The sequence below is a fragment of the Caulobacter sp. GW821-FHT10C03 genome (genome assembly GCF_059415485.1).
The window spans coordinates 77,671-91,565 of record NZ_JBWKNI010000014.1; the positions used below are offsets into that span (position 1 = coordinate 77,671).

The window sequence follows — 13,895 nt, forward strand, 5'->3', positions numbered from 1 at the left end:
AAGATTGCGAAGCGGCCCGGCAAGGACCATCTTGCGGCGCTGAGCGACCGCGCGTGAGAGAAGACCCATGTCCCTGATCGGTGAAAAGCCCGCCCCCATCCAGGCCGGCGGCGGCAAGAGCGAGCACATCAAGGACGGGACCGACGCCACCTTCATGGCCGACGTCATCGAGGCCTCGAAGACCCAGCCGGTGATCGTCGACTTCTGGGCGACCTGGTGCGGTCCGTGCCGCCAGCTGACCCCGGCCCTGGAAAAGATGGTCAACGCCGCCAAGGGCGCGGTGAAGCTGGTGAAGATCGACGTCGACGCGAACCCGGGCTTCGCCGGCCAGCTGCGCGTGCAGTCGATCCCCACGGTCTACGCCTTCGTCGACGGCCAGCCGGTGGACGGCTTCCAGGGCGCCCTGCCCGAAAGCCAGATCCAGCAATTCGTCGAGCGCATCTCGGGCCCGCCGGCCGCCGGCGCGGTGGACGAGCTGCTGTCGATGGCCAAGGAGAGCCTGGACGTCGAGGACCTGGGCGGCGCGGCCCAGGCCTTCGCCCAGGTGCTGCAGATGGAGCCCGACAACATCAAGGCGCTGGGCGGTCTGGCCCGCGTCTACCTGGCCGGCGGCGACCTGGAGCGCGCGGCCGAGATCGCCGCCATGGCCCCCGAGACCGCCAAGGATCCTGACCTGGAAAGCGTGCGCGCCGCCCTGAAGCTGGCCGAGGCCGCCCCGTCCGAGACGGCGGCCTTCGAAAAGCGCCTGGCCGCCGACGCCGACGATCACGAGGCCCGCTTCGAGCTGGCCAAGGCCCTGGCCGGCGCCGGCCGCCTGGACCTGGCCAGCGACCACCTGCTGACCATCATCCAGCGCGACCGCGCCTGGAACGACGAAGCGGCCCGCAAGCAGCTGCTGACGGTGTTCGAGGCGGCCGGGCCGACCTCGGAAATCGCCAAGCAGGGCCGCAAGCGTCTGTCGGCGATCCTGTTCAGCTAGGAAACCCTGGCGGGGCCGCGCGTTCACACTATCCAGTCAAGGAGGCCGCCATGCCGGGCGTATACCGGAAGACCCTCGACCTGCCGCTGGTGATACCCGTGTTCCCGCTGGACGGCGCCTTGCTGCTGCCGGGCGGCCAGCTGCCGCTCAACATCTTCGAGCCGCGCTATCTGAACATGCTGGACGACGCCATGTCGGGCGAGCGGATCATCGGCATGGTGCAGACCCGGGCCGGGAGCGACGTGCAGAGGCCGTCTCTGGCGCCGGTCGGCTGCGCGGGCCGCGTGACCAGCTTCGCCGAGACCAGCGACGGCCGCTACCTGATCACCCTGACCGGGGTGGCGCGGTTCCGGGTCGGCGAGGAGCTGCCGGTGCGCACGCCCTATCGTCAGGTGCGGGCCGACTTCGCGCCCTATGACCTCGACCTGCACGAGGACCAGCAGGAGCCCGCCGGCGACGGCGCGCCGCTGCTGAACGCCCTGCGGCGCTATCTCGACCACCGCGGCCTGGCCATCGACTGGGGCGAGGCCCACGCCGCGCCCTCGGACGCCTTGATCAACAGCCTGGCCATGGCCCTGCCGTTCGATCCGCTGGAGAAGCAGGCCCTGCTGGAGGCCCGCACCCTGGCCGACCGCCGCAACACCCTGGTCACCCTGCTGGAAATCGACGCCGCCCAGGACGACGACGAACCGCCGTCGCTGCAGTAGGGGAGCGTCAGGATCATCCCCTCCAACGCCCGCACGTGAGGCGAAAGCGGCGTGCCGAGCACGCCGCCCCATCCGCCCTTGCGGCTGACAGAGGCGTTCCCGCCACAAGGGCGGGAATGACGGGAGATATGGATAGGACTTACGGCTTCACCGCATCCCAAGCCGCCACCTGGTAGCCGTTCTCCGACAGGCATTGCCCCATGGCCGCCTTGTGCCGCTCGTCGAGGGCGGCGCGCTGGCTCTTGCTGCCCTTGGCCTTGTCGTAGGGGACCTTGAGCACCAGGCCGGTCGGGCCGGGCGGCAGGTCGCGGGCCGTGGCGCTGGCCGGGTGCACCTTGAAGCCGGTGGTCTTGCCGCCCCGCACCTCGTCGCGGCACGAGGCGAAGGTGCTGGCGAAGGCCTTCTCGTCGGCGGCGTTGGTCGCCAGGCGCGGGGAATAGCCGCCGCCCCCTCCCATCGAGCCGCAGGCGGCGAGGGTCATGACGCTGGCGGCCACGGTGGTGCTCAGGAAGATCCGTTCGGTGACGGTCATGTCTGCATCCAAGATCGTTGTTATCGCTTCTGCGACAACCGCGACCTTGCGCCGGAGGTTCCGGCGGCGGGGCTTTCCCATTTCGCCGGCCGGCTCTAGAACAGCGCCATGACCGCCGCTCCTCCGCTCCCGCCCGTCGATGTCGATCCGCGCCTGCTGGAGGTGCTGGTCTGCCCGGTGACCCGCGCCCCGCTGTTCTACGACCGCGCCCGCGGCGAACTCGTCAGCCATACGGCCAAGCTGGCCTATCCGATCCGCGACGGCGTGCCGATCATGCTGCCGGAAGAAGCCCGCAGCCTGGCGGACGGGGAGTAGGCGGCGCTAACCCCCTCCGGCCCTTCGGGCCACCTCCCCCAGAGGGGGAGGATTGATGCTCCCCCTCTGGGGGAGCTGTCGGCAAAGCCGACTGAGGGGGCCTAAAGCGCCGTCCCTCGCAGCAGCTTCGGCAGGTCGCCCACGCCGCCGCCGGCCTCGTGCATGAAGAACCGGCGGGCCGGGGCGATGCGGTTGACCGCCGCCATGCCGACGCCGCGCGCGATGCGCAGCAGCGGATTGTCGTTCGAGAACAAGCGCACGAAGCCGTCGAAGGCCAGGGCGTTGGTGACGTTGTCGAACCTGCGCCAGCGGGCGTAGCGCTCGAGCGTCGCCTCGGCGCCGATGTCCTCGCCGTTGCGGATCGCCTCGACCACCACCTCGGCCAGGGCCGCGGCGTCCTTGAGGCCCAGATTCAGTCCCTGCCCCGCGATCGGGTGCACCCCGTGGGCGGCGTCGCCGATCAAGGCCAGGCGCGGCGCGGTGATCCGCTCGGCCAGCGACAGCGACAGTGGATAGACGAACACCGGCCCGGCCATCTCGACTTCACCCAGGAAATCGCCGAACCGGCGCATCAGGTGGGCGTGGAAGGCTTCGGGCGAAGCGCCCCGCAGGGCTTCGCCGCGCGCGGTGCTTTCGGTCCAGACCAGGCTGGCGCGGTTGTCGGTCAGCGGCAGGATGGCGAATGGGCCGCTGGGCAGGAAGTATTCGTGCGCCACGCCCTCGTGCGGGTGCTGCATCTTCACCGTGGCGACGACACCGCTCTGGCCGTAGCCCCAGCCGATGTCGCCGATGCCGGCCGCCTTGCGCAGGGCAGAGCCACGGCCCTCGGCGCTGACCGCCAGCGGCGCGGTCAGCACCCGGCCATCGGTGAGCGTCACGCGGGCTTCGGCGGCGTCGACCTCAAGGCCCGCCGCGCCTGCGGGGGCGATGACTTCCAGGCCCTTGTCGAGCGCCGTCTTCGACAGGGCCGCGCGGATCTGGCGGTTCTCGATCAGGTAGCCCAGGGGCTCGCCTTCCGAGCGGTCGGCGATCTCGCCGCTGTCGAAGCGCAGGAAGAAGGGCGACGGCTTTCCGGAAGCCGCGCCGGGCGCCTTGCCGTCGGTGACCAGGATCTGCTCGATGCGTTGGGCGTGGGGCGCCAGGGCCTCGCCCGCGCCGATCGCCCGCCACTGGCGGAACGAGGAATAGGCGATCGCCGACGAGCGACCGTCAAAGGTCGGGGCCAGCTGGGCGTCGAAGGGCTGCGGATCGACCAGCAGCGGCTTGACCCCGGCCGAGGCGAGGGCGAGCGCCAGGGTGGTTCCGGCCATGCCGGCCCCGGCGATGATGACGTCGGCGTCGTGCTTGCGCATGGCGTGGGTATGCGCCCGGCGCGGGCGGGCTGTCCAGTTGGACGGAAGGTCCGAGGCGCCCTTACGCAGACGGGGCTGACGCCCGTTCGCAAAAATATTCCCTCAAGCGCGGCCATACGCCGCCCTGTTTGAAAAACCCTGCCCTTGCCTACCGGCGTTCCCAGGCGTAACGGGACGGCGCATTTCCCCTTGTCGGGGCTGAAAGATTGGAGACTGCGATGGGTTACCGGGTCGCCGTGGTCGGCGCCACGGGCAACGTGGGCCGCGAGATGTTCAACATCCTCGAGGAAGTGAAATTCCCCGTGGAGAAGATGCACGCCATCGCCTCGCGCAAATCCATCGGCACCGAGGTCTCGTTCGGCAATCAGATCCTCAAGTGCGAGGACCTGGAGCAGTTCGACTTCTCGAAGGTCGACATCGTGCTGATGAGCGCCGGCGGGTCGATCTCGGCCGCCTGGGGCGAGAAGATCGGCGCGGCCGGTCCGATCGTCATCGACAACTCCAGCCATTTCCGGATGGACCCGGACGTGCCGCTGGTGGTGCCGGAAGTGAACCCGGACGCCGTCAACTCCATCCCCAAGAACATCATCGCCAACCCCAACTGCTCGACCGCCCAGCTGGTGGTGGCGCTGAAGCCGCTGCACGACGAGGTGCCGATCAAGCGCGTGGTGGTGTCGACCTACCAGTCGGTTTCCGGCGCGGGCAAGGAAGGCATGGACGAGCTGTGGGACCAGACCAAGGGCGTCTTCGTCCTGGGCGCGCCCGAGCCGAAGAAGTTCACCAAGCAGATCGCCTTCAACGTCATCCCCCACATCGACGTCTTCATGGACGACGGCTTCACCAAGGAAGAGTGGAAGATGACCGTCGAGACCCAGAAGATCCTGGATCCGGCCATCCAGCTGGTCGCCACCTGCGTGCGCGTGCCGGTGATGGTGGGCCACTCGGAGTCGATCAACATCGAGTTCACCGGCCCGCTGGACGAGGACGACGCCCGCGAGATCCTGCGCGACGCCGAAGGCATCGTGGTGGTCGATAAGCGCGAGAACGGCGGCTACATCACGCCGAAGGAAGCCCAGGGCGAGTTCCCGGTCTACGTGTCGCGCATCCGCAAGGACCCGACCGTCGAGCACGGCATCGCCCTGTGGTGCGTGGCCGACAACCTGCGAAAGGGCGCGGCCCTGAACGCGGTGCAGATCGCCCAGCTGCTGCACGACAAGGGCCTGATCAAGCAGAAGACGCCGGCCTAAAGAACGACCTCCCCGTCGTCCTTCCGCCAGCGGAGGGACGACGGGAAGCGCCTTCGGGCGAATTTCGCACCTCTCCGCAAAAAGCGGGCGGACGCCGGGACGACTCCCTGTCAGATCCCTCCGCGAAAGGTGCGGTCCATGCCCCCAAGTTCCACCAGCAGCGCTTCCAGCGACGCGCGTTCGGCCTATCTGGCCGGCGTCGGCTGCTATGTGATGTGGGGCTTCCTGCCCCTCTATTTCCACACCCTGGCGACGCTTGGCGTCACCTCGTTCGAGATGATCGCGCACCGCACGCTGTGGTCGGTGCTGTGGGCCGGCGGCCTGGTGCTTCTGGCCCGGCAGAGCGGCCAGGTGGCGGCGGTCATGCGCCAGCCCAAAACCCTGGCCCTGCTGGCCCTGTCGACCCTGGCCATTTTCGGCAACTGGACGATCTACGTGGTGGCGGTGAACGCCGGCCACGTCATCGAGGCCAGCCTCGGCTACTACATCAACCCGCTGATGAACATGGCGGCCGGCGCCCTGCTGTTCCGCGAGCGGATGACTACCGAGGGCAAGGTCGCCATCGGCTTCGCGACCGTCGGCGTGGCCATCCAGACGGTGGCCCTGGGCCACCTGCCGCTGGTGTCGCTGGGTCTGGCCCTGACCTTCTGTGTCTATGGGATCGTGCGAAAGCAGGTGAAGGCCGACGCCCAGACCGGCCTCTTCATCGAGTGCGCCTATCTGGCCATCCCGGGCCTGCTGTACGTCTGGCATCTGCAGGCCAGCGGCGCGGGGCACTTCACGCAAGGCGCCGGCACGGCGATCCTGCTGCTGGTCGCCGGCCCGGCCACGGTGATCCCGCTGGCGCTGTTCGCCTGGTCGGCCCGCCGCCTGCCGCTGAGCGCGCTGGGCTTCCTGCAGTTCATCGCCCCGACCTTGCAGTTCCTGCTCGGCGTTTTCCTGGGCGAGGCCTTCACGCCGCTGCGGGCGCTGTCGTTCGTGTTCATCTGGCTGGGGGTGGCGGTGTTCGCCTACGGCGCCTGGAAAAGGCTCAGGGCCGCGCCCGCTGTGGCCTGAGAACTTCAGTCGTGACAAAACGTTGGTCAATTTGTCGCATGGCCGCCGGCGCTTAAGTCGGCGGCAACGGACGCGATTGCAGGTATGCCCGCAGTCTTTCGCAGGGGGAAACCATGACTACCGATGCTGGCGCCACGCCCAACCTCGCCGCCGTGCTCGAGGCCCTTTCCGTCGAGATGTCGCTGGCCGCCGAGGCCTGCGGCCATCTGGACAGCGCCCTGGGCAAGATCCTCGAGAACACGCCGGCGGAATCGCGCCTGGCCGTGATGCAGGAGCTGCACACGGTCGACCACCTGGCCCAGCACATCACCGCCATCACCGACTTCACCGCCAAGCTGGTGCAGGCCGCCCCCGAAGGCGTGCCGCTGGAGGTGCAGGAAGCCCTGGCGACCATCACCCTGGGCGCCGTGGCCGAGCGGCTGAAGGGGCGGCTGGGGCTGTAAGGCCCCTTCCCCATTCTCCCCGTCATTCCCGCCCTTGTGGCGGGAATGACGGGAGTTATTGGGAGGGCGAGAGCCTTCCCTACAGGCTCGCGTACGCGGCCTTGATCAAACTCACCGCACGCGGATCGCCGATCAGCTCGTTGCCCTGGCGGTTCATCACGTACGACCCCGAGACGCCCGTCTTCGGATCGGCGAAGGCGCACGAGCCGCCCCAGCCCGAATGGCCGAAGGCGTCGCTCGTCGGGCCGTAGAAGAAGTTGGGGGTGTTGCGCATGAAGCCCGCGCCCCAGCTGATCGCGTAGGGCAGAACGAGGTCCTGGCCGGCGATGCGCTCGGCCCTCGCCAGCTCCATCGTCTCCTGCGACAGCACCTTGACCCCGTCCAGCGTGCCGCCGCTGGCCAGGGCGCCCATCAGGCGGGCCAGCGAATGGGCCGTGGCGTGGCCGTTGGCCGAGGGGATCTCGGCCCGTCGCCATTCGCCGGTGCCGCGGCCGCCGGGCGCGGCCCACTTGGTCATGAAGGCGGCGCGGATGGCGTCGTTGATCTCGCCGAACTTGGGGAAGGCGGTCGGCCGCATCAGGTCGGCGCAGCGTTCGTGCTCGCTGTCGGGCAGGCCGATCCAGATGTCGAGGCCCAGCGGAACGGCCAGATCCTCGCGCAGCGCCGTGCCCATGGTCCGCCCGTCGACCCGGCGGAAGATCTCGCCGGCCGTGTAGCCGAAGGTCACCGGGTGGTAGCCGCTGGCCGTGCCGACCGGCCACAGCGGGGCCATGGCCGCCAGCTTGGCCGTCGTCGCCTCCCAGTCGAACCAGATGGCCGGATCGACCTCGTCGAGGAAGCCCGACAGCCCGTCCTGGTGCGACATCACCTGGCCGACGGTGATCGCTTCCTTGCCGTTCTGCGCGAACTCCGGCCAGACCGAGGCGACGGTCTGGTCGTAGGAGAGCTTGCCCTGGTCCACCAGGCGCGCGACCAGCAGGGCGGCGATCGCCTTGGTGGTCGAGAACAGCGGCGTCAGGGTGTCGGGGCCGAAGGCGACTTCCCGTCGCCGATCGGCGAAGCCGGCCATCAGGTCGACGACGATCTCGCCGTCGATGGCCAGGGAAAAGCGCGCACCGAGCTCGCCGCCGCCCGGCGAGGTCGGATCGAAATTGGCCTCGAAGGCTTCGTAGACCTGGGCGAACGGGGCGGGGCAGACGCCGGTGATGTCGAGGCTCATGGCTTTTGCTCTAGCCCGGCGCGCCCGGGTTTGTCATCCGAAGGACAGTCCCCCGCGTAACGGAGCCCGTCGATGAAGCCCGAGATCCTGCAGCTCAAGGCCCTGTCGCCGCAGCTCGAAGCCGGGCTGGAGGCGGCTTACGTCGTCCACTGCCCCTATCGCGCCGCCGATCCGGACGCCTTGATCGGCGAGGTCGCACCGAAGATCCGGGGCCTGGTCACCGGCGGCGACCTGGGCGTGCCGGACGCCTTGTGGGACCGCCTGCCCGTCCTGGAGATCGTCGCCGTGCACGGCGTCGGCCTCGACAAGGTGGATCTGGCCCGCGCCGCCGCCCGGGGCGTGGCCGTGACCACGACGCCCGGCGTGCTCACCGAAGACGTCGCTGAGCTGGCCATCGGGCTGTGGCTGTCGCTTTCGCGCCGCATGGTCACGGCCGACCGCTATGTGCGCGAAGGCCGCTGGCCAAAAGCCGAGCGCCTGCCCCTGGCCCGGCGCGCCACCGGACGCACGGTGGGGATCCTGGGCCTTGGCCAGATCGGCCGGGCGATCGCCGACATGGCGACGCCGTTCGCGGCGAGCATCGCCTATCACAGCCGCCGGCCGGTGGAGGGCGTCCCGCACGCCTACCACGCCAGTCCGCTGGCGCTGGCCAAGGCGGTGGACGTGCTGTTCCTGGTCACGCCCGGCGACGCCGGACCGCTGGTCGATGGGGCGGTGCTGGAGGCGCTGGGACCCGACGGCCTGCTGATCAATGTGGCGCGCGGCTCGGTGGTCGACGAAGCCGCCCTTGTCGCGGCGCTGACGGATGGAACGATCGCCGGGGCGGGTCTCGACGTCTTCGAGGACGAACCCAACGTGCCGCAGGCGCTGCTGGCGATGGACAATGTCGTGCTCCAGCCGCACCGGGGCAGCGCGACGGTCGAAGCCCGGGAGGCGATGGCGGCGCTGGTGCTGGAAAGTTTGGAGAAGCGGTTCGGGGTGTAAGGACGCCCTCAAATTCACTCCCGTCATTCCCGCCCTTGTGGCGGGAACCCCTGGTTCCGCTCGCACGTGAAGCGCAAGCGGCGTGCCAAGCACGCCGCCCCTACTGCCCTTGCGGCTTCTAGAGGGTTTCCCGCCACAAGGGCGGGAATGACGGGAGAATGGGGGGAAGCCGCCCCTAAGCCAGCCGCTCGATCCGCACGGTCGGCGAGGTCTGCTTGATGCGGGCGGCCATGGCCACGATCGGCAGTTCAGGCGCGTTCCAGATGTTGGCGGCGGTCACCGTCTCGGCGACGCCGCCGACGGCGCGGGCCAGGCCGTAGGACAGGGTCTGGCCTTCGAGGATCGAGGCGGCGAACAGGGCGGTCAGCAGGTCGCCGGTGCCGCTGGGCGAGCGCTCGGCCTTGGCGTGGGCGGCGAGCCAGGCCTCCTTGCGGTCGGCATAGACCACGCCGATCTCGTTCCCGCGCTGCACCGACGAGACGATCACCGGCTTGTTCAGCAGGCGGGCGGCGCGCACGGCCCCGGCCGGATCGCGCACCTCGGCGCCGGTCAGGCGCTGCAGTTCCCAGGCGTTGGGGGCGACGATGTCGGCGCGGGGGATCAGGTCGGCGGCGATGGCGTCGGCCACCTCGGCGGGCACATAGAGGCCCTTGCCGGCGTCGCCCATGGTCGGATCGACGATGATGGTCGGCTTGCGGGCGGCGGCGCCGTCGCGCGGCGCGGCGCGCACGGCGTCGATGGCGCGGGCGGCGGCGCGCACCTGGGCGGCGCTGGCGAAATAGCCGGTGATGACCAGGTCGGTCAGGCCGAACAGGCCGTTGGCCTCCAGACCGTCGAGCATGCCCTCGACCACCTCGATCGGCACCGGCGCCCCGCCGGGCACGCCCCAGCCGGGATGGCGGCCGTAAAGCACGGTGGGGACCACCATGGTGTCGATGCGGAACTGGGTCAGGGCGGCGGCCTGGGCGGTGGCGCCCACCTGGCTGCCGGCGACGTGGCTGGAAATGAGAAGCGCGAGCGGCATGGGCAAAGCAGTTAGCCGAGCCTGCGGAACTTGAACAGGGCGTCACGAAGGCAAAACCACGGCGGCTCGTCCACTGGTCGATCCGCAACAAAAAAGCCCGCTCCAAAGAGCGGGCTTTCCGTCGAACGCCCGGAGCCTGCTTGCAGGCTCCTGATCAAAGATACCAAGCGCGCTCCTAGTAGCGGTAGTGGTCCGGCTTGAACGGACCGGCTTCCGGCACGCCGATATAGTCGGCCTGTTCCTTGTTCAGCTTCGAGAGCTTGGCGCCCAGCTTCTCCAGGTGGAGGAACGCGACCTTCTCGTCGAGGTGCTTGGGCAGGGTGTAGACCTCGTTCTTGTACGCGGTCTTGTTGGTCCAAAGCTCGATCTGGGCCAGGGTCTGGTTGGTGAACGAGGCCGACATCACGAACGAAGGGTGGCCGGTGGCGTTGCCCAGGTTCACCAGACGGCCTTCCGACAGCACGATGATCTTCTTGCCGTCCGGGAATTCCACGTGGTGGACCTGCGGCTTGATCTCGTCCCACTTGAAGTTGCGCAGGCCGGCGATCTGAATTTCGCTGTCGAAGTGGCCGATGTTGCAGACGATGGCGTTGTTCTTCATCTGCCGCATGTGGTCGACGGTGATGACGTCCTTGTTGCCGGTCGCCGTCACATAGATGTCGGCCTTGCCGGCCACGTCGTCGAGGGTCTGGACCTCGTAGCCTTCCATCGCCGCCTGCAGGGCGCAGATCGGGTCGATCTCGGTGACGATCACGCGGGCGCCGCCTTGGCGCAGCGAGGCGGCCGAGCCCTTGCCCACGTCGCCGTAGCCGCAGACCACCGCGACCTTGCCCGACAGCATGACGTCGGTGCCGCGACGGATGGCGTCGACCAGGCTTTCACGGCAGCCATAGAGGTTGTCGAACTTGGACTTGGTGACGCTGTCGTTGACGTTGATGGCCGGGAACGGCAGGTCGCCCTTGGCGGCCATCTGGTACAGGCGGTGCACGCCCGTGGTGGTCTCTTCCGACACGCCGCCGATGGCGTCGCGGATGGCCGAGTAGAAGCCCGGCTTTTCGGCCAGGTAGCGCTTCATCACGGTGTAGAGCGCTTCTTCTTCCTCGTTGGTCGGGTTGTTGAGGATCGACGGATCCTTCTCGGCCTTCGGACCCAGCACGCACAGCAGGGTGGCGTCGCCGCCGTCGTCGAGGATCAGGTTCGGGTAGCCGCCGTCGTGCCACTCGAAGATCTTGTGGGCGTATTCCCAGTACTCGACCAGGTTCTCGCCCTTGAAGGCGAAGACCGGGATGCCGGCGGCGGCGATGGCGGCCGCGGCGTGGTCCTGGGTCGAGAAGATGTTGCACGAGGCCCAGCGGACCTCGGCGCCCAGGGCCGTCAGGGTCTCGATCAGCACGCCGGTCTGGATGGTCATGTGCAGGCTGCCGGCGATGCGGGCGCCCTTCAGCACCTGGGCCGGACCGTATTCGGCGCGGGTGGCCATCAGGCCCGGCATTTCGGTCTCGGCGATGGCGAGTTCCTTGCGGCCGAAATCGGCGAGCGAGATGTCCTTGACGATGTAGTCGGCCACGGTCGGCTCCTGGATCGGGGGATTGTCTTGCCCGCCTTATAGCGCGCACGGCGGACAGTGGCAAATTCACATAAAGATTTCCTTATGTCCGCAGGGCGCGAAGGAAAACCCGTCTCGGGCGAACTGGCGTGACGCTTGCGGGCGAAGGCGGCTCAAGTGTCAAAGTGGGATCTGGGGGACTATCGAACATGCGCTCGCCGAGCCGGCCTTTCTTCAAGGCCTATGAAATCGTGGCCATCGTCGCCTTCGTGGCGGCCGCCGTCATCGTGGGCAGCCTGAAGCTCGTCTACTAAACGGGCCGACGAAACAGGGCGCAAATAGCCCGCCTTGGAACGAAACGGCGCCGCCCACGCGTTGTAGGCGGATGCCGGAAGGTTCCGTTACGCCACCGCCGCCGCCTCCGCCCGAGGCCACCGCCACGCCGCGACGCCGCTCGTGGCGCGCCTTGCCGCGCGCCGCGCGCTGGGGGATCGGCGCGGCCCTGCTGATCCTGGCGGCGATCATCGCCTTCGTCGTCTGGTTCGACTGGAACATGCTGCGCGGCCCGGTCGGCCGCTTCGCCTCGGCCCAGCTGCACCGGCAAGTGCGGATCGACGGCGACCTGCGCGTTCATCCCTGGTCGTTCTCGCCCAAGGCCGAGGCCTACGGCCTCTATCTCGGCCAGCCCGACTGGGCGCCCAAGACCGGTCCGCAATCGGGACACATGGCCCGGGTCGACCGCGTGGCGGTGCAGATCAAGCTGCTGCCGCTGCTGAAGGGCGACGTCATCCTGCCGCTGGTGGCGGTGGACCGGCCCGACGTGCGCCTGCTGCGCGAGGCCTCGGGCCGCGCCAACTGGACCTTCGGCGACCCGAACAAGAAGAGCGCCAAGCCGCTGAAGCTGCCGGCGATCCAGCACTTCGTGATCAACGAGGGCCAACTGCGGGTCGAGGACCGCTCGCGCGACGTGCTGTTCATCGGCACGGTCAGCTCGAACGAACACGCCAGCGGCGACGGCAAGGGCCGCTTCGTGCTGGAGGGCAAGGGCCAGTACAACCGCTCGCCGTTCTTGGCGCGGGTGACCGGCGGCCCGCTGCTGAACATCTCGCCGAGCCGCCCCTACCCGTTCGACGCCAAGGTCAGCGCCGGCTCGACCCAGGTCAGCGCCGAGGGCTCGATCACCAAGCCGTTCGACCTGGGCCGCTTCGAAAGCGACCTGACGGTGGCCGGCAGCGACCTGAACCGGCTCTACGGCCTGACCGGCCTGACCCTGCCCAACACCCCACCCTACAGGATCAGCGGCCACCTGGTGCGCAAGGGCGGCCGGTTCGACTTCGAGAAGCTGAACGGCCGGATCGGCGACAGCGACGTCAGCGGCGACCTCTTCGTGCTAGTCGACCGCGAGCGGCCCTATCTGGAGGCCGATCTGCGCTCCAAGCGCCTGGACTTCGACGACCTGGGCAGCCTGGTCGGCGCCGCGCCAGCCACGGGCAGGGGCGAGACCGCCTCGGCCGGCCAGAAGGTCGAGGCCGGCCAACGCGAGGCCACCGGCCGCCTGCTGCCCGACGCCACCCTGCAGACCGACCGCGTGCGGGCCATGGACGCCAAGGTCACCTACCGCGCCCTGGCGGTGAACGCGCCGAACCTCCCCCTGCAGAAGGTCAGGTTGGACCTGACGCTCGACAAGGGCGTGCTGAACATGGACCCGATCGCCTTCACCTTCTCGCGCGGCGATCTGGCCGGGAAGGTGCGGCTGGACGCGCGGCCCAACGTGCCGGTCACCGACCTCGACCTGCGCCTGACCAACGCCAAGCTGGAAGACTTCATTCCGCTGAAGAGCGGCGGCAAGCCGGCCATCGAGGGCGGCATCGTCGCCCGGGCCAAGCTGCGCGGCGTCGGCAACTCGGTGCACCGCGCCGCGGCCTCGTCGAACGGCACGGTGACCCTGGTCGCCCCCAAGGGCCAGGTGCGTCAGGCCTTCGCCGAGCTCCTGGGCGTCAACGCCTCCAAGGGCCTGCTGATGCTGCTGTCGAAGGACACCAAGGAGACCAGCCTGCGCTGCGCCGTGGCCAGTTTCGACGTCAGGAACGGGGTGATGCGCGCCGACAAGATCATCGCCGACACCGGCGTGGTCCTGGCCAAGGGCGAGGGCACCATCAACCTGGAGACCGAGCGCCTGGACCTGCAGATCGAGGGCGACAGCAAGAAGCCGCGCCTGGTGCGGCTGTTCATCCCGATCGAGATCAAGGGTCCTCTGGCCGCGCCCCGCATCAGCCTGCAGACCAGCGGGGCCTTCGCCCAGGGCGGCGTCGCCGCGGCGCTGGGTTCGCTGATCAACCCGCTGGCCGCCATCCTGCCGTTCGTGACTCCGGGCCTAGAAAAGGACGCCGACTGCGCGGGCCTGGTCGCCGAAGCGCGCGGCGAAGGCGTAGCGGTGCGCACGACCCAGACCACCCAGGCCGCGCCAAAGAAGGGGAAGTAGAAGCCGCCC

At 69.1% G+C, this 13,895-nt stretch carries 13 protein-coding genes; 8 read left to right on the top strand and 5 right to left on the bottom strand.

From position 1 onward, the window contains the following. The first annotated feature begins 67 nt into the window (after window positions 1-67). Both trxA and AC07NG_RS17870 read left to right on the top strand, forming a co-directional pair. Entirely contained in the window at window positions 68-979 is a 912-nt protein-coding gene (trxA, locus tag AC07NG_RS17865; RefSeq protein ID WP_494595407.1) for a thioredoxin, read from the top strand. Between the two features lie 50 nt (window positions 980-1,029). After that, complete coding sequence (locus AC07NG_RS17870) at window positions 1,030-1,686, top strand: LON peptidase substrate-binding domain-containing protein (protein ID WP_492856289.1); 657 nt, start codon at window positions 1,030-1,032, stop codon at window positions 1,684-1,686. A 139-nt stretch (window positions 1,687-1,825) separates the two neighbouring features. Here the strand turns inward: AC07NG_RS17870 and AC07NG_RS17875 are convergent, their stop codons facing one another. Continuing rightward, window positions 1,826-2,218: a hypothetical protein gene (locus tag AC07NG_RS17875; protein WP_494595409.1), complete on the bottom strand. Its 393-nt coding sequence runs from the start codon at window positions 2,216-2,218 to the stop codon at window positions 1,826-1,828. 108 nt (window positions 2,219-2,326) lie between these two features. Here AC07NG_RS17875 and AC07NG_RS17880 point away from each other — a divergent pair, with 108 nt between their 5' ends. Beyond that, the gene (locus AC07NG_RS17880; protein WP_110119879.1) at window positions 2,327-2,533 is read left to right on the top strand and encodes a Trm112 family protein; all 207 of its coding nucleotides are present in this window, start codon (window positions 2,327-2,329) and stop codon (window positions 2,531-2,533) included. Between the two features lie 101 nt (window positions 2,534-2,634). Here the strand turns inward: AC07NG_RS17880 and AC07NG_RS17885 are convergent, their stop codons facing one another. Beyond that, entirely contained in the window at window positions 2,635-3,885 is a 1,251-nt protein-coding gene (locus AC07NG_RS17885; protein ID WP_492856399.1) for a UbiH/UbiF/VisC/COQ6 family ubiquinone biosynthesis hydroxylase, read from the bottom strand. A gap of 218 nt (window positions 3,886-4,103) precedes the next feature. Between AC07NG_RS17885 and AC07NG_RS17890 the strand changes: the two genes are divergently transcribed. From AC07NG_RS17890 to AC07NG_RS17900, 3 genes are all read left to right on the top strand, one after another. Next, window positions 4,104-5,132: an aspartate-semialdehyde dehydrogenase gene (locus AC07NG_RS17890; protein ID WP_487290171.1), complete on the top strand. Its 1,029-nt coding sequence runs from the start codon at window positions 4,104-4,106 to the stop codon at window positions 5,130-5,132. A gap of 138 nt (window positions 5,133-5,270) precedes the next feature. Then, on the top strand, window positions 5,271-6,188 hold the full coding sequence (rarD, locus tag AC07NG_RS17895) for an EamA family transporter RarD (protein ID WP_487290172.1): 918 nt from the start codon (window positions 5,271-5,273) through the stop codon (window positions 6,186-6,188). 113 nt (window positions 6,189-6,301) lie between these two features. Then, on the top strand, window positions 6,302-6,631 hold the full coding sequence (locus AC07NG_RS17900; protein ID WP_487290173.1) for a DUF8776 family protein: 330 nt from the start codon (window positions 6,302-6,304) through the stop codon (window positions 6,629-6,631). A 79-nt stretch (window positions 6,632-6,710) separates the two neighbouring features. Here the strand turns inward: AC07NG_RS17900 and AC07NG_RS17905 are convergent, their stop codons facing one another. Further along, window positions 6,711-7,850, bottom strand: coding sequence for a serine hydrolase domain-containing protein (locus tag AC07NG_RS17905; RefSeq protein WP_494595413.1), 1,140 nt, complete (start codon window positions 7,848-7,850; stop codon window positions 6,711-6,713). Window positions 7,851-7,922: 72 nt separating this feature from the next. Between AC07NG_RS17905 and AC07NG_RS17910 the strand changes: the two genes are divergently transcribed. Beyond that, window positions 7,923-8,834 carry a 2-hydroxyacid dehydrogenase gene (locus tag AC07NG_RS17910; RefSeq protein ID WP_494595415.1) on the top strand — a complete coding sequence of 304 codons (912 nt, stop codon included), beginning with the start codon at window positions 7,923-7,925 and terminating at the stop codon, window positions 8,832-8,834. 175 nt (window positions 8,835-9,009) lie between these two features. Here AC07NG_RS17910 and AC07NG_RS17915 read toward each other — a convergent pair whose 3' ends face one another. Both AC07NG_RS17915 and ahcY read right to left on the bottom strand, forming a co-directional pair. Next, complete coding sequence (locus AC07NG_RS17915) at window positions 9,010-9,858, bottom strand: PfkB family carbohydrate kinase (RefSeq protein ID WP_494595417.1); 849 nt, start codon at window positions 9,856-9,858, stop codon at window positions 9,010-9,012. Between the two features lie 175 nt (window positions 9,859-10,033). Next, the gene (gene ahcY / locus AC07NG_RS17920; protein ID WP_110119885.1) at window positions 10,034-11,425 is read right to left on the bottom strand and encodes an adenosylhomocysteinase; all 1,392 of its coding nucleotides are present in this window, start codon (window positions 11,423-11,425) and stop codon (window positions 10,034-10,036) included. A gap of 364 nt (window positions 11,426-11,789) precedes the next feature. On the opposite strand from ahcY, the gene AC07NG_RS17925 reads away from it, so the two are divergent. Then, window positions 11,790-13,886, top strand: a complete 2,097-nt coding sequence (locus tag AC07NG_RS17925; RefSeq protein ID WP_494595419.1) for an AsmA family protein — start codon at window positions 11,790-11,792, stop codon at window positions 13,884-13,886. Window positions 13,887-13,895 lie beyond the last annotated feature (9 nt).